9 protein-coding genes are annotated in these 18,949 nt (G+C 71.8%); 5 read left to right on the forward strand and 4 right to left on the reverse strand.

Annotated elements, in window-relative coordinates; genetic code table 11:
• Positions 1 to 833: 833 nt before the first annotated feature.
• Both SYYSPA8_RS01610 and SYYSPA8_RS01615 read left to right on the forward strand, forming a co-directional pair.
• The gene (locus tag SYYSPA8_RS01610) at positions 834 to 2,450 is read left to right on the forward strand and encodes a M48 family metallopeptidase (RefSeq protein ID WP_323445054.1); all 1,617 of its coding nucleotides are present in this window, start codon (positions 834 to 836) and stop codon (positions 2,448 to 2,450) included.
• A 63-nt stretch (positions 2,451 to 2,513) separates the two neighbouring features.
• The gene (locus tag SYYSPA8_RS01615; RefSeq protein ID WP_323445055.1) at positions 2,514 to 3,626 is read left to right on the forward strand and encodes a hypothetical protein; all 1,113 of its coding nucleotides are present in this window, start codon (positions 2,514 to 2,516) and stop codon (positions 3,624 to 3,626) included.
• A gap of 66 nt (positions 3,627 to 3,692) precedes the next feature.
• Here SYYSPA8_RS01615 and SYYSPA8_RS01620 read toward each other — a convergent pair whose 3' ends face one another.
• From SYYSPA8_RS01620 to SYYSPA8_RS01630, 3 genes are all read right to left on the reverse strand, one after another.
• A complete protein-coding gene (locus SYYSPA8_RS01620; protein ID WP_323445056.1) occupies positions 3,693 to 4,055 on the reverse strand; it encodes a hypothetical protein in 363 nt (120 codons plus the stop codon).
• A 23-nt stretch (positions 4,056 to 4,078) separates the two neighbouring features.
• On the reverse strand, positions 4,079 to 4,615 hold the full coding sequence (locus SYYSPA8_RS01625) for a TetR/AcrR family transcriptional regulator (protein WP_323445057.1): 537 nt from the start codon (positions 4,613 to 4,615) through the stop codon (positions 4,079 to 4,081).
• A 104-nt stretch (positions 4,616 to 4,719) separates the two neighbouring features.
• Positions 4,720 to 5,055 (reverse strand): tetratricopeptide repeat protein, encoded by a 336-nt coding sequence (locus SYYSPA8_RS01630; protein ID WP_323445058.1) that lies wholly within the window; start codon positions 5,053 to 5,055, stop codon positions 4,720 to 4,722.
• Positions 5,056 to 5,189: 134 nt separating this feature from the next.
• Here SYYSPA8_RS01630 and SYYSPA8_RS01635 point away from each other — a divergent pair, with 134 nt between their 5' ends.
• The 3 genes from SYYSPA8_RS01635 to SYYSPA8_RS01645 all read left to right on the forward strand — a co-directional run bounded on the left by SYYSPA8_RS01635 (position 5,190) and on the right by SYYSPA8_RS01645 (position 11,006).
• Complete coding sequence (locus SYYSPA8_RS01635; RefSeq protein ID WP_323445059.1) at positions 5,190 to 6,155, forward strand: pirin family protein; 966 nt, start codon at positions 5,190 to 5,192, stop codon at positions 6,153 to 6,155.
• A gap of 324 nt (positions 6,156 to 6,479) precedes the next feature.
• Positions 6,480 to 7,868 carry a UDP-N-acetylmuramoyl-tripeptide--D-alanyl-D-alanine ligase gene (locus SYYSPA8_RS01640; protein WP_323445060.1) on the forward strand — a complete coding sequence of 463 codons (1,389 nt, stop codon included), beginning with the start codon at positions 6,480 to 6,482 and terminating at the stop codon, positions 7,866 to 7,868.
• A 387-nt stretch (positions 7,869 to 8,255) separates the two neighbouring features.
• Entirely contained in the window at positions 8,256 to 11,006 is a 2,751-nt protein-coding gene (locus SYYSPA8_RS01645; protein WP_323445061.1) for a hypothetical protein, read from the forward strand.
• A gap of 107 nt (positions 11,007 to 11,113) precedes the next feature.
• On the opposite strand, the gene SYYSPA8_RS01650 is transcribed toward SYYSPA8_RS01645, so the two are convergent.
• Entirely contained in the window at positions 11,114 to 18,535 is a 7,422-nt protein-coding gene (locus tag SYYSPA8_RS01650; RefSeq protein ID WP_323445062.1) for a LamG domain-containing protein, read from the reverse strand.
• Between the last annotated feature and the right edge of the window lie 414 nt (positions 18,536 to 18,949).

Genomic DNA, 18,949 nt, shown 5'->3' on the forward strand with positions numbered 1-18,949 from the left:
CGGTCCGGGAGAGCCATGTGTTGACGAAATATTGATCAACTCCGGGCAGGATCAGCTCTGGTGGTCGACCGGAGAGATTGGGTTCGACCGGCAGGGGTTCCGTCGGCGCGTTCATTTGCGCAATGGACCCCGGTGGAAAAGCGGTGAAACCCCGGCAAGGCTCGCCATCCCTGCGGGTACGCCAGAGGTGGGAGAGGCCAGGGAGACCCGGGAGACCCGGGAGACCCGGGAGGCAGCGCGGGGAAGGGCGGGGGAAGGGCGGAACCGGCTCGGCGGTGGGTCCGTGCGCAGGGCCGGACCCCGGTGCCGGGTCCCCTCCGCCGCTCCTCGCCTCCTCCCGCCACCACCGCTCCCGTGCACGGCCCGCCCACCGACCGGGCCGTGCACGGGCCCCGGCCCGTCCCGGCGCTCGCGCGCCCGTCCGGCTGATGGCAGGGGCGCCCGCCGTCCGCCCGCCGTCCACTGTCCGCCCGTCGGTGGCGCCGTCCCGCCGCGCCTTGTGGACACGGGCCCGTGCAGCGGACAGGTGTGTCGGCGGCGGTATGGCCGATTCTCGCTGGTGTCCCGATCCGGCGGGGTGGGAACGCCCGCTCCGACCGGGTGCGTTCCGGCCCGTGCGCGGCCACCGCCCGCGCTCCCGGTACGGATCCGACGCACCCTCCGGACCAGGACGGGACCGTCCCGAGCGGGCCCCGGGCCGCTGCCCTGCGGGGAACCCGTTTGAATACGGGCCGACTCGTGAGCGATACTCCACTGCCTCCCGCGCATCTCTGTCTTGTTCTGATCGTTCTTTGGTCACCTCGTGATCATCGCTTCCTGGGGGAAACTGCTCGATGGGCGCAACTGTGCGTGCCGTACGTGCCCTGGTCCTGCTCGCCGGGTTCTATCTGCTCGGTGTCCTGCTGCTCGCCGTGCTCGGTGGCATCGACTATCTGCTCTACCTCTTCGTCCCCGCCGGACTCGCCGCCAAGCTCTACCTGGTCTCGGTCCTGCTGGCGATACCCGTGGTCCGCGGCATGTTCATGCTCCGCACCCCGCGCGCCGACGACCCGGACGGAGTGCGCGTCACCGAGGCCGGCGAGCCGGCGCTCTGGCGCACCGTACGGGACCTCGCCGAGCAGGTCGGCACCCGCGCGCCGGCCGAGATCTGGCTCACCGCCGACGTCAACGCCGCCGTGTCCGAGCGCGCCCGCTGCCTCGGCCTGCTGCCCGGCCCCCGCCGGCTGATCCTCGGCGTACCGCTGCTCCAGGGCCTGGGCCAGGCCCAGCTCCGCGCCGTCATCGCCCACGAGCTGGGCCACTACGCCAACTCCGACACCCGGCTCGCCGCGCTCACCGCACGCGGCCGGGCCCAGATCGTACGGACCATCCAGCACCTCGACGAACGCTCCGGCAACGCGGCCGAACGCGAGCGCGAGAAGCTGCGGAAGAAGGCCCGCAAGGCCGAGGCGAAGGGCCGCACGCCCCAGGAGATCCCCGGGGACGACACCCCCGGCCGCGCCGGTGTCACCTACCGGGCCATGGCCCGGATCTACCGCGCGTACGCGGCGTTCTACTTCCGCGCCACCCGCGCCGCCGCCCGCCGGCAGGAGTACGCCGCCGACCTCGCCTCCGCCCGGATCGCCGGCCGCGAGGCCACCGCGTCCGCCCTGCGCGAACTGCCGGTGCTGGACGCCGCCCACGACTACTACCTCCGCTCGTACGCGACCTTGGGCATGGAGGCCGGCGTCCTGCCGCCGCGCGGCGAGTTCTTCGGCGGATTCGGCCGGCTGCTCTCGGCCCGCGCGCTGGACCTGCTGCGGCTGCGCGGTGAACTCCCCGAGGAGCCCGAGTCCCCCTACGACTCCCACCCGCCCCTCGCCGACCGGGTCGCCCGGATCGAGGCACTGCCCGACGACGGCAGGACCGACGAGGACAGCGGCGCCGCCCTGGCCCTCCTGGCCGACCCCGAGCGCACCCTCACCGCCTTGGAGGACGCCGTCCTCACCCCGCGGGCACGGGCCCTGCCGCGCGCCGCCGACTGGCAGGACCTGCTGGAGCGCGCCATGCGGGGCAAGGTCGCCGACTACCGCTCCCCGCTGCACCAGGCCGTCGCGCGCTACACCGGCGAGCAGCCCACCCTCGCCACCCTCCTCGGGCTGATCGACGAGGGCAGGCTGTGGAAGGTCGCCCAGCGGATGCCGCTCTCGGACGAGGCCGCGGCGGCGGAGGGGCGCGCGTTCCGCGAGTTCGTCCGGCCCGCCCTGCACGCCTCCCTCAGCGGGATGGTCCTGGCGGAACTCGGCACGCACTCCCTGCTGAGCTGGGAGTTCTCCTGGACGGAGAGTGCCCGGGTCCATCTGCCGAAGACGGCCGACGGCGGTGAGCGGGATCTCGACGCCGCCGTGGATGCCGCCATCGCGGACACCCCCGACACCCGCCCGCTCCGGGACCTGCTGCCCGGCTCCTGACCCCCCGCCCCGGGGCCCGCCCCGGTCCCGCCGCCGCACCACCCCCTCACGAAAGATCGTTTCTTGTCCACACTGCTCTGGGTCGTCCTGACCCCCATCGCACTCGGTCTGATCGCGCTCGGCGCCTGGTTCCTCAAGGCCATCGTCCAGGGGGCCGTCGAGGGCTGGCGCTCGGCGTCCGACGAGGACGCGGACGACACCTACGAGACCCCGGCCGAAGTGCTCGCCGAGGGCTTCCTGCCCGCCGCGCGCCAGAACACCGACCACGCGTGTGCCGAGCCCGAGGAACTGGTCCGCTCCGGCGCGGCGGCCAAGGCCGGCGACTGGCAGCCCGCCGCCGCACTGCTGGCGGAGACGGGCCGTGACTGGGAGCGCCGGGCCCTGTACTCGGAGCGGCTGGCGGGGATCGCGGCCACGGACGACGCCTGGCTGCTCGCCTGGGAGGCGGCCCGCCCCGGCGACCCGGACGCCGCGCTGCTCCGCGCCCGCAGCACGGTCTTCCTGGCCTGGGAGATCCGGGGCGCGAAGCGCGCCCAGTACACGACGGGGGAGCAGTTCGAGGGCTTCCGCCGCACCCTGATCCGCTCCCGCGAGGAGAACGCGCGGGCGGCGGAACTCAACCCGGACGACCCTGCCCCGTACATCAGTGAGATCTGGACGGCGCTGGGACTCGGCTACCCGCAGGCCGACATGGACCGCATCTGGGACGAGATCACCGCCCGCGCGCCGCACCACTACGAGGCGCACTTCTCCGCGCTCCAGTACTGGTGCGGCAAGTGGCGGGGCTCCGAGAAGCTGGCCATGGACTTCGCGAAGAAGGCCGCGGACGCCGCGCCGCTGGGCTCCCTGATCAAGGTCTTTCCGCTGATCGCCCACTACGAGCACGACGAGTCGGACGACGCCGACGTCGAGCGCTCGCCCGAGATGCACGCACTGGTCGACGCCGCCCTCGCGGACGCCCACGCGGCCGACCCGGCGCACCCGCGCCTGGCGGAGGTGCGGCACCTGCTCGCGTACTACCTCTCCCTCCAGGACCGGGACGAAGCGGCGATGGAGCAGTTCCGCCTGGTGGACGGCTATGTCGACGCGCTGCCGTGGCGGTACTGGAACGACAAGGCGGAGCGGTACTGCCGGCTCCGGGACGAGACGGTCCTGAGGGTCGTCGAGAACCGCTGACGGAAGAAGAGGGGGGTGCGTGCGCAGCCCCCCTCTGTCTCCCCCGTCCCTCCTGCTCTGTCCGTGCTACGGGGCTTCGGCGCGCTGGGCGTGCTCGATGAGGTCGACCGTGGCGCGGGGGTCGGCGACCTCGACCACCAGCCGGGCGTACCGCTGGTCGGCCAGCTCGATGACGACGGCCTTCGAGGCGTCCCGCACGGCCCAGAAGACCCGGCCGTCGTCGGTGTGGAAGGTCCCCGCGGTGATCACTCCGGGGACATGGGTGCCGGGGGCGCGCAGGCCCTTCGGTTCCCGGATGATCCCGGGGTCCGCGGTGGCGCCGCGGACATGGGCCAGCGGGATGGCCAGCCGGTTCTTGAGCGCCCAGAACTTGTCCAGCCCCTCCAGCTCCACGATCAGGTCATCGCCGTCGATGCTCACCAGTGCCATGTGTACTCCTCGCGGGTGATGGTTCAGTGGCGGTCGAGCAGCCGGGCCAGCGCGGCGCGGGACCCGGTGGTCTCCGCTCCCGCCGTGCCCGACCGGACACGGATACGGAGCCCCAGAAGCGCGGCTGTCAGGGCGCCCGCCGGGCCGCCCCCCTCGGTCGGGCCCGGGGCGGCGAATGCCGAGTCGAGCGCGGCGAGCGCGCCGGTGACCAGCGTGGCGACCTCGGGGTCCGCCGGGGCGCGCTCGGCGGCCGCGAGCAGCAGCAGATCCAGCGCGGCGCCCCCGTCGGCGCCGCCGAGGGCCCCGTCCAGCCCCTCGGCGGGCCCACCGGCCTCGCGGATCCGCTCGATCAGCGGCGTGACCTCGTGCTCCAGTGACCATCGCAGCGCGGCGAGATAGAGCCCGCGTTTGCTGCCGAAGGTCTTGTACAGGCTGTTCCGGTGCACTCCGAGGTGGGTGACCAGCTCGTCGATGGAGACTCCGTCGTACGAGCGGCCGGCGAAGAGGCCGGCGGCCCGCCGTACCACCTCTGCTTCGTCAAATCCCCTGGGTCGTCCCATGGCACGACGGTACGCCCTAAAGGAACGATCGGTCAAGAACGACCGTTCCTCAAAGGCGTACCGTCTTCACTGTGCGGTTCCCGCGTGCCGGTTCCCCCGGCCGGTCACTCTCCGGACATGGCGGCGGCGATCCGCAGGTGCGGGGCCGCGTCGTCCGCGCGACCCTGCCGCTCCAGGGTCCGGCCCAGCATCAGATGGGCGTAGTGCTCCACCGGGTTCCGCTCCAGGATGTCCCGCAGCTCCGTCTCGGCCCTGGTCAGCTGGGCGGAGTGGTAGTAGGCGCGAGCGAGCAGCAGTCGCTGGGCGATCTGCTCCGGCGCTTCCTCCACCAGGCCGCGCAGGATCCGCGCGGCGGTCCCGTACTCCTTGGTGTCGAAGAACATCTGCGCCCGGTCCCACCGCTCGGCGGCGGTGCCGAACTCGTAGTAGGTCTCGCTCACGGTTTTCTCTCTCTCCCGGGGTTGTCACGGTGGCTTACGTCGGCGTCAACCGGCGGTGTTGGTTGAATATTCCACCGGTCCATCGTGTGGGGGCTGCCGACCGCGGCCGCCCGTGGAGGAATAGGTTGACCGCCATGAGCAATCTCGATCGTCAGGCCGCTCCCTCCGTCTGCGGCGGTCGCGGCTTCGTCGTCGCCGAACCCGTCCGCGAACTCCTCAGCCCCCGCCGCGTCCAGCTCGGGGAGTCCACCGAGGTCCGCCGGCTGCTGCCCAACCTCGGCCGCCGCATGGTGGGGGCCTGGGCCTTCGTCGACCACTACGGCCCGGACGACATCGCCGACGAGCCCGGTATGCAGGTTCCGCCCCACCCCCACATGGGGCTCCAGACCGTCAGCTGGCTCCACCAGGGCGAGGTGCTGCACCGGGACAGCACCGGCAGCCTCGCCACCATCAGACCCCGCGAACTGGGCCTGATGACCTCGGGCCGCGCGATCAGCCACTCCGAGGAGAGCCCCCGCCCGCACGCCCGCTTCCTGCACGGCGCCCAGCTCTGGGTGGCCCTGCCGGACTCCCACCGGGGCGTCGACCCGCACTTCGAGCACCACCCGGACCTCCCCACGGTCTCCGCCCCGGGCCTGAGCGCCACGATCCTCCTCGGCAGCCTCGACGGCGCCACGTCCCCCGGCACCACCTACACCCCGATCGTCGGCGCCGATCTGACCCTCACCCGGGGCGCCGACCTCCGGCTGCCGCTCCGGCCCGACTTCGAGTACGCGGTCCTCTCCATGTCGGGCGAGGTCCACGTCGACGGGGTCCCGGTCCTCCCCGGCTCCATGCTCTACCTCGGCTGCGGCCGCACCGCCCTTCCGCTGCGCGCGGAGTCGGACGCGGCCGTGATGCTGCTCGGCGGCGAGCCCTTCGAGGAGGAGCTGATCATGTGGTGGAACTTCATCGGACGAAGCAACGAGGAGATCGTGCAGGCGCGTTCGGACTGGATGGACGGTGCGCGCTTCGGCGAGGTGAAGGGGTACGACGGGGGGCCGCTGGCGGCTCCGGAACTGCCGCCGGGGCAGCTGAAGAAGCGTGGGCGGGTGCGCTGACCTGGCGTTTCGCAAGGCGGTGCAGTGTGGCTTTCGCAGCGGAAGGGCTGTGCCGGCCGGGCCCGCCGGAGCGGTCCGCGAGACCGCCCGGCGTGGCGCCGGGGCGGGTTGCGATCATTCCCGGGTGCGGCGCTCCGTCGTCAGGCCAGGCAGACCCCATGCTGATCCCATCCCCTCCGTCGGCAACGTCGACCGGCCCCGCTGCCGGACCCTCCTCGACACCACCGCGAACCGAGAGGACCACCACCCCCATGCCGCTGCCCGCCCCGCTCCACACCTCCGCCGGCCACACCTCGCCCGTGATCTGATCAGAAGGAACCGCCCGTGGAACCCCTCTCCCTTACCGCCGTCGCCAGCGTCACCGGCGGCACCCTCACCGACGTGCCCCACCCCGACACCCTCGTCACCGAGCCCCTCGTCTTCGACTCGCGCAGTGCGAAGCCGGGAAGCCTCTTCCTCGCGCTGGCCGGTGACCGTGTGGACGGGCACGCCTTCGCCGTGGACGCCGTGCGCGCCGGTGCCACCGCAGTCCTCGCCACGCGCCCGGTGGGAGTACCCGCCGTCGTGGTTGACGACGTCCTCACGGCGGCGGCCCGGCTCGCCGAGCACCTGGTCCGCTGCTGCCTGCCCGACACCACGGTGGTGGCGATCACCGGCTCCGCCGGGAAGACCAGTACCAAGGATCTCGTCGCCCGGCTCCTGTCCGCCTCCGGTCCGACCGTCGCCACCGAGCAGTCCTTCAACAACGAGATCGGCCTGCCGGTCACCGTCAGCAGGGCCACCGCCGGGACGCGGCACCTGGTCCTGGAGATGGGCGCCCGCCACCTCGGCGACATCCAAGCTCTCACCACCGTGGCACCGCCGGAGATCAGCGTCGTCACCAACGTCGGCACCGCCCACCTCGGCGAGTTCGGCAGCCAGGACGCCATCGCCCAGGCCAAGGGCGAGATCGTCGAAGCCCTGCCCCGCCAGGGCCTGGCCGTCCTCAACGCCGACGACCCGCTCGTCCGCGCCATGGCCACACGCACCGGCGCCCGGGTGGTCCTCTTCGGCGAGAGCGAGACAGCCGCGGTCCGCGCCACCGACATCGTCCTCGACCCCGAGGGGCGACCGCACTACACCCTGGTCACCCCGGCGGGCACCGCCCCCGTCCGGCTCCGCCTCGCCGGGAGCGTCCAGGTCCCCAACTCCCTGGCCGCCGCCGCGGTCGCCCTGGAAGCCGGGCTCGGCGCCGACGACGTAGCCGAACTCCTCGGCACGGCAAACCCCGTCTCCCGGTGGCGGATGGAGAGCACCACCCGGCCCGATGGCGTCACCATCGTCAACGACGCCTACAACGCCAACCCCGACTCCACGCGCTCCTCCCTCCAGACCCTCGCCGCCATGGGCCGGGCGGCCGGCCGGCGGACCGTCGCGGTCCTGGGGCAGATGAACGAACTCGGCGACGACTCCCGCACCGCCCACGAGAGCATCGGCCGCACCGCCGCCTCCCTCGGCGTCGACCAGCTCGTCGTCATCGGCGGCGACGAGGCCCGCTGGATGCAGGAGGCCGCCAAGGCCGCCGGCCTCGGCGCCGTCCACCTCCCCGACCAGGACACCGCCCTCGAACTCCTACGGCAGACCCTGCTCCCCGGCGACGTGGTGCTGGTCAAGGCCAGCCGGGACGTCCAGCTCCAACACCTCGCCGAAGCCCTCCACACGACCACCCCGTAGCACCTCCGCCGAGCCCGGGGCCCGGTCACCGGCCCCGGGCGGGCCGCCCGAAACCTCCACCCCCTCGCCGAGAGGTGATGCCGTCCTGACGGATCGACCGCAGTGTTGTGGCTCTCCGCCATAGAGGTCTTCCGGGTCGGCCCGCATCCCGGATCCGGCCCCTGACGACGGAGCCCTCGGGTGCCGGTGGCTGCGGACCTCCCCACATGACCCGCGGGCGTCTGACCTGCCGCCTTGCGCGTCCTCCGCCCTGAGGGGAAGCGGCGGAGCAGCCCTGGCGGAACCAGACATTTCCCGGTCGGTGGTGTGGTCGCCGAGATGTTCCGTTGCCAGACTCCCGGGCCGACGGAGCACACCGGGCTCCGCGGCCGGAAGGGGGGACGCCCGATGGCGTTCATGCGGTACAAGACGACCGGGTTCAGCTGGGCGATGGCCCACCCGGAGGGGGAGTGGGCGGCCGTCTTCGGACGGGGCGACCAAGGCGTCCGGCTCAACGAGCGGGGGGTGATCTCCTCGGGGCCGCTGACCACCGTGGAGCCGCTGTTCCAGGGGCTGGCGGCCCCGTACCGGGACCGCTGCGACGGCGCGGCGATGCTCCCCATGAACAGGGAGCCGTTCTGGCAACGCACCTGGCAGTCCGTCTTCTTCCGGGGCGAGAACTGCGTCCGCTACGACTGGAACCGCGGCAAGCAGTACGAGGGCCCCTGGTCCGGCGAGCACACCTGGGGGAGGCTGCCCGACTTCTACCGTACGCAGGTGGACGCGCTGCTCCTGGCCCCGTACACGGACGACGGGAACTGGCAGACGTACTTCTTCAAGGGCCCGCGGGTGCTGACCCTGCACTGGGTCAACGGCGTGGTCCGCGACGCCCTGATCACCGAGGGGCCGGACGCGTCCGGCTGCGCGGGCTGGGCGTCGCTGCCGGAGGATTTCCGCTCCGACCTGGACCATGTGATCGCCTACAAGAACGCCGCCGACGGCACCCGGCAGAGCCTGCTGTTCAAGGGCTCCCGCGGACTGGTGCTGAACTGGAGGACCGGCGTGGTGGCCCAGGGCGAGCTGAACGCGCTCGGGATACCCGGCCTGGCCGCGCTCCCGGCCGAGTACCGGACCCCGCTGCGGCCGGTCACCGGCCGCTACACCGGCGTCAGCGGAGCCGACCGCGTCGAGCTCCGTGTCGACCTGGAGGGCGAACGCTCCCTCGCCACGATCAGCGGCGACTTCTTCACCAACGGCGTCTGCGTCAATTCCTTCCGCACCGGGGCCGCGCTCGGCGTCGAGCAGACCGCCGGCACCTACACCCTCGCCCAGACCGGCCTGGAATGGTCCAGCAACACCTGGGTCACCCGGCTCGCCCTCACCATCCCCCGTGTCGCCGCCACCGCGAACGCGGCGAACGCCGCCCTCGTCCTCGACGCCCCCGGCAACAACCGGGTGCTGGCATTCGACTGCGCGTACGCCGGACAGGGGCTGCGCAGCGTGGACCTGGAGATCGACTCCGTGGTGGGCACGCAGGTCTTCCAGAGGTACGACACCGCCCAGGGCTGGAACCCGCCCGGCTACCGCAACCGCACCCTCACCGTCGCCTCCGCCTACGCGGAGGCCGGGATCGAGATCCGCGACGCCGGAAACGCCAACACGATCACGGCCGACACCGCGGGCGCCGACCTCGCCTGGTCCGACGCCGAACTGCACGCCGCGATGACGGCCAGCTCCAGCCTCCACCAGGACGTCCCGCAGTGGCGGTTCTGGGCGTTCGTCGCCACCCGCCACACCAACCCCGGCACCGCCGGGAAGATGTTCGACAGCCTCGGGGGCGTCCAGCGCCAGGGCATGGCCGTCTTCCACCAGTCCATGCGGGGCTTCGGCTGGATCGGCAACGCGAACGAACTCTTCTGCTACGTCCACGAGATCGGCCATGGCTTCAACCTGTTGCACTCCTGGCAGAAGCACCTGTCCCAGCCCCCGGCCCCGCTCGGCCCCGACCAGGGCTACGGCGACCTGTCCTGGATGAACTACCCCCAGAACTACAGCCAAGGCGAGGAAGCGTACTGGCGCAACTTCCGCTTCCAGTTCACCGACAACGAGCTGCGCCATCTGCGCCACGGCTTCTACCAGCATGTCATTCCCGGTGGCAGCTCCGGCTTCGGAGCCAACTCCGCGCTTGAGGACAGTGCCCTCGCCGCCGCCGAGACCTCCTTCCGCCCGAGCGACAACCCCTCCGGGCTCACCCTCACCCTCGGCGGCAAACAGGACTTCGGCTACGGCGAACCGGTCATGGCGGAGGTGCGGCTCGCGCTCGCCGGGGAGCGGGACGGGATCACGGTGACCGAGTCGATCGGGCCGAAGGGCGAGCGCACCGTCGTCGCCATCACCGACCCGCAGGGCCGCACCCGCCTCTTCCGCCCCCTCGCACGGACCTGCACCGGGCACGGTGGCGGCGAGTCCGCCGTCACCCTGAACGCGGAGCGGCCCGCCGTGTACGAGACCGTCTACCTCGGCTACGGCGCCGGCGGCCTGTACTTCGCCGAACCCGGCCTCTACAAGGTCACCGCCGTCCACACCGGCCTCGACGGCAGCCGTACCGTCTCCCCCACCCGCACCCTCCGCGTCCGCCTCCCCCTCGACCGGACCGACCAGCACGCCGGCGAACTCCTGACCGGGGACGACCAGGGCACCCTCCTCGCCCTCCTCGGCTCCGACGCCCCCTCCCTCTCCTCCGGCAACGACGCCCTCCAGGACCTCATCGACCGCTACGGCGACCACCCGCTCGCGGCCTACGCCCGCCTCGCCCGGGGAGCCAACGCCGGACGCCACTTCCAGACCGTCGCCGACGGCCGCCTGGCAGTGCGTCAGCCCGACACCGAAACCGCCGTCACCCAGCTCACCGACGCCATCGAGGCCTCCCGCACCGACCAGGACACCGGCCTGGACAACCTCACCCTCAACGCGGCCATGCGCCGCCTCGCCACCGTCCACGCCAAAGCGGGCGACCTCGAACGCGCCGACGCCGTCCTGACCGACCTCACCACCCACTTCCGCGACCAGGGCGTCCCCGCCCACGTCCAGGAACACATCCAGCAGCAAGCCGACGAGACCCGCGCCGCGATCACGGAACAGACCGGCGACCACTCCTGAGCCATCCGCTCAGGGGACGGGCCCACAGCCCTGTGGAGCCCGCCCCCTGGGCACGCGGCTCCCGGCCGCCCCGCCATGGCGCTGCCGTGCGCGTCGGATTCCCGCTGTCAGTCGGTGATGCCGTAGTAGGCGGCGAGGAACTGGGTGATGTCGGTGGTGTGGGGGAGGAGCTGGGGGAGGTGGGCGGTGAGGGCGACGCGGGTGGCGTCGGCGAGTTCGGAGATGGAGCCGGTGGCGGTGGAGGTGTAGGGGTCGAGGCGGCGGATGAGTTCGTAGTTGCTGGGGATGTCGACGGTGGTGAGTGCCTGCTCCAGCGGGGGCGCACCCGTCGGCGGGACCGGCGGGAGGACGCGGGAGATGTAGGTGACGCGGTGGAGGATGCGCCAGCAGGGGGGTTTGCGGTCGCTCTGGCGGGCCTGGCGCAGGGCGGCGGCGTTGGCGTCCTTGCTGCCGGCGAGCCAGAGGGGGTCGGCGACCTTGTGGTAGAAGTCGTCGAAGTGGGCGGAGTCCTGGGCGAGGTAGAAAGTCATGAAGCGGTACGCGTCGACCTTGCCGGGGGTGAGGACGGGTTTGCCGGCGCTGTTGTAGACGGGCTGGCCGTTGTTGTACTGCTGGAGGTCGCGGGTGGGGTTGCACTCGACTTCGAGGCTGTGGGTGCGGGTGGATTCCTTGGTGCGGTTGCGGGTGGTGGTGATGCCGCCGCCGACGGAGGCGTCGAGTTCGACGCCGGCGCCGATGCCGGCGATCTCGAAGCCGACCTCCAGGGAGAGGGAGACGGCGCCGGAGAGGCTGTAGGAGCCGCCGGTGGTCTGGGTGACGACATCGACGGTGCCGGTGGTCTCGGCGAAGAAGCCGCCGTCGGCGGTCCAGACGTAGGTGTTGGCGATGTTGCGGTTGGCGAAGGCGTCCTGGGTCCGGGTGGGGGCGGGTTTGTCCGGCGCGGGGGGCAGGGAGCCGGCGAAGGACTCCAGGAGGCGTTTGGCCCGCTCGGAGGTGGGGTCGGTGTCACCGGTGCCGGTGGAGACGTCGGCGTAGTAGCTCTCCAGCTGCTGGCGTTCGCGTAGGATGCGGCGTTTGATGGCGTACGCCTCGCGGGGCTTGAAGTAGCTGTACTCGCCGCGCTGGAGGGCGCCCGGGTAGGCGGGGTCCGTGACTTTGCCCGTGGGGCCGAAGCCGACGGTGCCGTCGAGGGTGCCCTGCTTGGTGTACTGGGGGTTGAGGGGGAAGCTGAGGATGTTCCAGTCCTTGGGGATGTCCGGGTTGGGCTGCATCCTGTACGCGACCAGCGCGCCGGTGTGGGCCAGGCGCAGGGCGTAGACGTCGGCGGTCTCGGACTGGACGAGGGCGTAGCCGGTGTTGGCGGGGACGTAGCGGCGGCCGATGGTGTCGTTGAGGAGCCGGGTGGGGTCTTCCCAGGTGCCCGTGAGGGTGGCGGTGGTGTCGCGCTCGGTGCTGGTGCCCTGGGAGACGGAGGTCTCGTCCGTCCAGGCGTTGGAGAATTCGAGGCTGCCGCCGACGCGGGCCTTGACGGTGACGCTCGCGAGGGGCTGGGCGGTGCCGAAGCCGAGGGGGGCGGTGAGGAGCAGGACCTGGGCATCGGTGTCGAGTCCGGCGGCGATGTCGAAGGAGGTGCTGACGCTGCGTTCGCTGGAGGAGGAGAGGGTGGAGGTGACCTCCTCGGCCTGCTGGAAGGTGACGCTGGAGCAGCCCGCGGGGTCGGTGCCACCGGTGAGGTTCTCGGAGGGTACGGGCGGGGCTCCTTCGATATAGCCGATCAGCTGGGGGTCGAACTGGACCTGGCTGACCCATTCGGTGATCAGGTCGCCGACCTTGTAGCCGGTGGTGAGGTGCCAGGTGCCGTCCTTGAGGTGCGTGTAGCAGCGTTTGAGGACACCGGTGGACTCCCCGGTGGCCGTGTACTGGAGGTCGGCGTACTCGGAGGCGGCCGGGGAGCGGCTGATGGTTTCGTGGAAGGGGGTGCGGATGCCGGCGAGGGCGGAGCGGACGGCGGCGGTGTCGGTGGAGACGGGCGCGGTGGACAGGATGATCCGGGGGCGGGTGGTGTCGGTGCCGATGTCGAGGTGGTTGCCGCGCAGGGACTGGTCGCGGACCGCTTCGGCCGTGGCGGTGGTGGAGTCGGCGTCGAAGGGCCAGTAGCCGAGGAGGTCCTGTTTGTCGCCCTTGAGGCGGGTGAAGAGGCTGTCGAGGAGTTGCTCGGGGGTTCGGGCGGTGCGCCACAGGCGCACCTCCTCCAGAACTCCGGCGTAGAAGTCGCTGTGGGTGCCGGCCTTCTTGAGGGCGCCGAGGGTGAGCTGGTCGTCGCCCCATTCGGTGAGCGGGTGGGTGGCGGGGATGTCGGCGGGGACGGCCCGGCCGTTGCGGTAGAGGGTGAAGGCGGAGGCGCGGGGGTCGGGGTCGGTGGTCCAGCGGGCGCCACGGAGTTTGAGGTCGAAGCCGCCGATCAGGTCGGCGGTGGTGTTGCCGTCGTTCTCCTCGAAGGTCCAGCGGGCGAGGAGGGCTTCGTCGCGGGGCTGGACGGGGGTGCCGAGCCGGTCGGTCTCGCGGGCCTTGCCCCAGATGCGGACCTCGCCGATGGTGCCGGTCAGCGGGTAGCGGCTGGTGCCGTCCTGGGCGTGGCCGATCTCCAGCGCGCCGTCGTTGCCGCGGGGGCCGGGGCCGGTGTAGCGGGTGGTGCCGTGGTGGTTCCCGTTGACGACGAAGGTGATGTCGCGCCATTCCTCGACGTCTACCCGCTCCACGACGTCGACGTTCCTGGTCGTGGTGGTGCCGGAGGCGTCGGTGACGGGGAAGGCCCGGGTGCCCTTGACCTCCTGGCTGGTGCGGCCGGCCCGGCGGACGACGGCGATGCGGTGGAAGCCGGCGGTCAGGGCGGTGGAGGAGGTGAAGCGTTTGACGACGGGTCCGGGCTCCTCGAACGCGAACTCCAGTTTCCCGCTCGGGAGGACGGTGAGCTGGTAGGGGACGCTGCCGCCGGAGCCGTCGCCGAGCCGGCCCTTGGAGAGGAGTCCCTGGCGTGTGCCGATGGCGTCGATCTTCGCGAAGACCTCAAGGGTCAGGTCACCACTGATGTCGAGGGCGTCGGCGTCGGAGGTCTGCGCCCAGGAGCTTCCGTCGAAGCGGAGGGCGTAGGACTCCTCGTAGACGGCGGCGAGGTGGGCCCAGTCCCCGCTGGGATAGCTCTCCCGGCCGGCCCGGGCCTTCTCGCCGAACGCGGCCTGGACGCGGTAGGAGGTGAGGGCGGAGTCGGCGGTCGCCGGGTCGCCCCAGACCCCGCCGTGCCGGTTGTTGCCGCTGAGGTCGGTGAACAGGAGCTGGCCTTCGGCGTAGGCGGTGCCGAGCCTGCTCTTCTCGTAGATCCAGGCGCCGGCGAGGCCCGGCTCGCCGGCCGGGAGGCGGCGGAAGCGGTCGGCGTGGATGTCGGCGGCGGAGCGGGCGGTGTTCCAGGTCCGCAGTTCCGCGAGCCGGCCGGAGAAGAAGACGGTCGTGCCGGTGTCCGTGCGGCCCACGATGAGGTGAGGGGCTGTGCCGGGCAGACCGGTGGCGGTACGGCGGGCGACCTCCATTCCGTCACGGAGGATGATCTGTACCTTGCTGGTCCGGTCGAAGGTGACCGCCCAGTGGTGCCACTCCCCGTCGGTGGTGGCGGTGGGGGTGGTCAGGGTCTGCGCGGCGGTACCGGTGCCGAAGCCGAAGCTGAACTTCCCGTCGGCGGTGAACCCCATGGTGAGGCCGTTGGTGACACAGGAGACAATGGTGTCCACGACCGTACGGCCGGTGGCGCGCTTGAGCCAGCACTCGATGGTGAAGTCGGTCTGGGTCGGGCTCGCGCCGCTGATCAGCATGGCGTCGTTGCTGCCGTCCAGGAGCATGCCCCCCGCGACGGGATCCCCCGGTACGAGGGTGAGTGCGGCCTTCGTCCGGTCCCGGTTGAGATGGAGGAGCCGGGCGCGGGTGCCGGGGATCCTGCCGGGGGCGGCCCAGGTCTCGACGGTGAGGTCCCCGGCCGGTGTGGTGACCCGGTCCAGCTGGGTGTCCGGCAGGGCGAGGCGGTGCGCGGCGCCGTCGAAGGAGAAGGCGCGGCCGGGTGAGTCCCCCCGCCAGCGGGCGCCGTAGCCCGTGACCCGAACGGTGGCGGTTCCGTTGGGGACGGGCAGGTCGCCCGCGTCGGCGCTGACGGTGATCCACCTGGACCCCTCGGCGAGGGACACCCCGGGGCGGGACGCGGTGGCACGGCCGGTGTCGTAGCGCACCTGGGACACCCCGGTCCCGGCCGTGGTCCCGGCCGAGGGCGACGGTGTGACACGCAAGGTGTTCGCCCCGGCGGCGGCGGTGGCGACGACCTGGTGGGTGGCCGTGCCGATCCGGACGTACGCCTCGGAGGGCACCGCGGCGGCGAGCGCCTGGGTCAGCCGGACCTGATCGCCGGAGACGCTGGCGACGACGCCGAGCTGGATGGGATCCTCCGGGGCACCATTGACGGCGGCGGCGAGGTCCCTGGCCCGCCTCGGCAGCCGGGTGAAGGTCTCCGTCTCGGTGCCGCGGGTCACCGTCAGATCGCACAGCCCGGCGGCGACCGCGTTGTTGACCGTGCAGTTCGCGACGGTGATGACCGTGCCGGTGGCCAGGTCGACACCGGGATCCCGGGCCGTGAACAGCGCGGTCTGCCCGCCCCCGGTCAGCTGCTGCACACCGCGGACCGCGTTGGTGTCGAGGTAGGCGGCGAAGAACTGGCCGTTCGCCCCCTGGAAGTAGAGCGCCACCCGGCCCGCCGCGCTGTCCATCAGGCAGGGGCCGGTGGCCGTGCGGGCGAACTTCAGCACCGCGCCCGCGCTGCTGAGCCCGGTCGCGTCGACACCGCCATGGGGCACGGACAGCACCAGATCGGCACTGCCCAGCAGCCCCCCGGTCAGCCGGGCCAGCTCATCACGCGCCAGCGCGATCTCGGCCTGCTTCGCGGCCAGGTCGACGGTGCGCTGGGCGACCAGGGCCGTGATCTCCGCGATCCGGGCGGTCTTGACCCGGATCTGCAGGTCCGGCGCGATCCCCTCCTTCTGCCACATCAACGTGTTGGCACCATAGGCCGACTGCCTGCTGTCAGCGATCCACAGCCCGCTGTGGACGTTCTGGAACCTCACCCCGATCTGCATATGGCCATCGATGTACCACTGGGCGGTGGCCGGAAGGGGAGCGGTGAGCGAACGCTGAACCAGGACGAGGTCCTCGTACTGCGCCGTGCTTCCGTTCTTCGGCTCCAGGACCCTTTCCTGGTGGTCGAGGCAGACCAGGGCCACGACCGGGTTGCCGAAGCGGGGGGTGGCGCCGGGCACCACCATGATCTGCCAGCGGACTGTCGGGAGGTAGGTCTGCGTCAGTCGAAGGAGCGGATCGCCTGCCGCGATGCCCAAGTAGTACCGCATGTCCTGGACCATCCACACGGCCCACTTGGTGGGGTCGTTGGAGGCTTCGGCGCCCGCGTTGGCGGCGGCGACCTCCGATTCCAGCTGGGCCTTCTCCGTCCTCAGCGCGGTGAGTTCGTTCTCGATGACCCGGGCCTGCTGCTCCAACTGGGTGACCAGCCGCTCCTGGGCGGAGACCCGGTCGGCCGTCTCCTCCACCGGGCGCCCCAGCTCGTTGAGGGTGAGCACGTCCGGGATGTCCGCGAGGCGCCCGTCGACTCCCACACCGAAGTCGACCGTGGCGATATGCGCGTCGGCGGTGGCAGTGGCGCTGGGGCGGGTCGCGCAGGCCAGGAGCACCCGGGCCTGCCGTTTGGCCGGTTTCGCGGCCTCGGCGTAGCCGGAGGTCACCTTCTCCTGCTGGTAGTAGAGACAGGCCGCCAGGCCGGAGACGACATCCCGGCCGGAGAGGGTGAAGCTGTCGCGGCGCACCCCGGGATGGTCGCCGACCGGGGCCTGCGAGGTCACCCAGGTGGCTGTCCCGGTGATGGTGGCGTGCGCGGCGGTGTCCGTCTGGTCGTACGCCGTCGTTCCCACGCCCTCGTCCAGGCGGTAGTAGGCGGCGAGGCCCGGCTCGTTGCCGATCAGGCGGTGCACCCGCTCGTCGGTGATCTCCGCCTGGGCACGGGCGCGGTTCCAGATCCGCACCTCGTCGATGACGCCATTGAAGAAACCGCCGCTCTGGGCCGCGCCGACGCGTAAGGAGGCGGTGCCGTCCTGAGGGTAGGGCAGGGTCGCGTTCCCGCTGAAGACGCCGTTGACGTAGAGGGTCGCCACCTTTCCGTCGAAGGAGGCGGCGACATGGGCATAGGCACCGGCCTGCACGGTCTGGGTCGCGGTCAGTGACCCGCCGCTGTGGTCCAGGATCACCTGGCCGGTGGCGGTCACCCGTAACTGGAAGCCCCCCTGGCCGCTCCCCGACCAGCGGGAGACGACCGGGCCGCCGGCCGCCTGCGGGCAGATCCACGCCTCCACCGCGTACGGGCGGCCCTGGAACTTCAGCGCGGACCCGGTCCCCAGATCCACAGAGGCGTTGGTGCCGTTCAGACGCAGTGCGGTCTCGGCGTGTTTGCTGTCGGGGACCACCGGGACCAGGGCCAGGCCGGTGAACGGGCAGGTCCCGGCGTCCCTCTCGTACACCGAGGCACGGTAGCGGGCGTCGGGACTGGTCCAGTACTGGGTGCCCTGGGTGTTGAACAGGCCGTCGGCGTCCTGCTCGACGTTGAAGGAGTCGATCCGGCCGGTGACCTTGTTGTGGGCGAAGAACTGCCACCGCTGCTGCCCCTGCACCGAGGTCGGCGTCAGCACCGCCGTGAACCGGCCCTGCGACAGATTCCGGATGAACCCCAGCTCCTGCGTCGGCTCGTGGAACGGCCGGCCGTCCATGTCGAAGGCGCCCAGGCTGTCCTTGGTCGACTCCGGCTCGCTCTTGTGCCGGCTGCGCTTGAACCGGACCTCGCCCACCGGCTTCAGCGCGCCGCCCGCCAGCAGGAACCGGTCGCACAGCAGGGTGTCCGCCACCAGGGGAACCTTCGTCCCCGACACGGTGAGGAAATCCGTCCTGGACAGGTCCCCCGACGCACCCCCGTCCGTGAGGGTGAACACGCCATCCGGGTGGGCCGCGTCGATCGCCTGCCGCAGCAGCACCACATGCGAGCCGTCGGAGAGAACCTGGAACGGCGCCGCGGCCGTGAGCCGGGCGGTCGTGGACAGGAACCGGTCCGTCTCCTCCTCGTCCAGCTCGTCGTCCGGACCGGCCTCGGTCCGGCCGCCCTTCTTCACGACCGGCATCCCGGTCGCCGGCAGGAGGGCATAGCCGACCCTCACGACCTCCGCCGGGAACGGCAGCTCGGCCGGGTTCTCCGACCAGTACGACGCATCCAGCTCCCCCTTCGCCGCGTCGTAGGAGGACAGGTCGAGAACCGTGTAGACGATCCTGCGCGCACTGTCCATCGCGAACGCGATCACCGTCCCCTGATGGCGCACCATCGTCGTATGGGTATAGGTGCGGTCGCTGTAGATCTTCACGAGACTCTGGTCAGCCGTGGTCATGGGCCATCCGTCCTCGGGCAGCCCACCTCCGTGCCGGAGGTGGGACGGGTGTCGGGTCAAGCGGCCGGGCAGACGCAAGCAACCGTCCTCCCAGGGCGGTGGAAGAAGCGGTCGAGCCGGGCCCGGCACAGCAGACCACACCCCATCCCCACCGGATATCGAACAAACAGTCAAAGACTTTTGCACGGCTACGGAATGGCGCATACCTTCTTGTCCCGCCACGGGACGGGTACCGCCACCAGCCACCGCGGCGTGTTCACCCGCACCGGCCACCGCCGTACCGCACACTCGCGGTACGTTCGGATACGGCGGGGGCACTGGGTGGGCCGCACTTCTGCGACCACCTGTGCAGAGCTTCGGGACCGGCCCCGAAGCTCTCCGGCGCGACCGGGAAGAATGGCCCGAACCCCCTCC

The sequence above is a fragment of the Streptomyces yaizuensis genome (genome assembly GCF_034961445.1).
In the GTDB taxonomy this organism is placed as follows: Bacteria; Actinomycetota; Actinomycetes; order Streptomycetales; family Streptomycetaceae; genus Streptomyces; species Streptomyces yaizuensis.

Excerpts from the sequence above, each read along its gene's own strand:
- SYYSPA8_RS01625 (WP_323445057.1), bottom strand. The coding sequence starts at position 4,615 with ATGGGACGACCCAGGGGATTTGACGAAGCAGAGGTGGTACGGCGGGCC.
- SYYSPA8_RS01650 (WP_323445062.1), bottom strand. The coding sequence starts at position 18,535 with ATGACCACGGCTGACCAGAGTCTCGTGAAGATCTACAGCGACCGCACC.
- SYYSPA8_RS01635 (WP_323445059.1), top strand. The coding sequence starts at position 5,190 with ATGAGCAATCTCGATCGTCAGGCCGCTCCCTCCGTCTGCGGCGGTCGC.
- SYYSPA8_RS01610 (WP_323445054.1), top strand. The coding sequence starts at position 834 with ATGGGCGCAACTGTGCGTGCCGTACGTGCCCTGGTCCTGCTCGCCGGG.
- SYYSPA8_RS01620 (WP_323445056.1), bottom strand. The coding sequence starts at position 4,055 with ATGGCACTGGTGAGCATCGACGGCGATGACCTGATCGTGGAGCTGGAG.
- SYYSPA8_RS01645 (WP_323445061.1), top strand. The coding sequence starts at position 8,256 with ATGGCGTTCATGCGGTACAAGACGACCGGGTTCAGCTGGGCGATGGCC.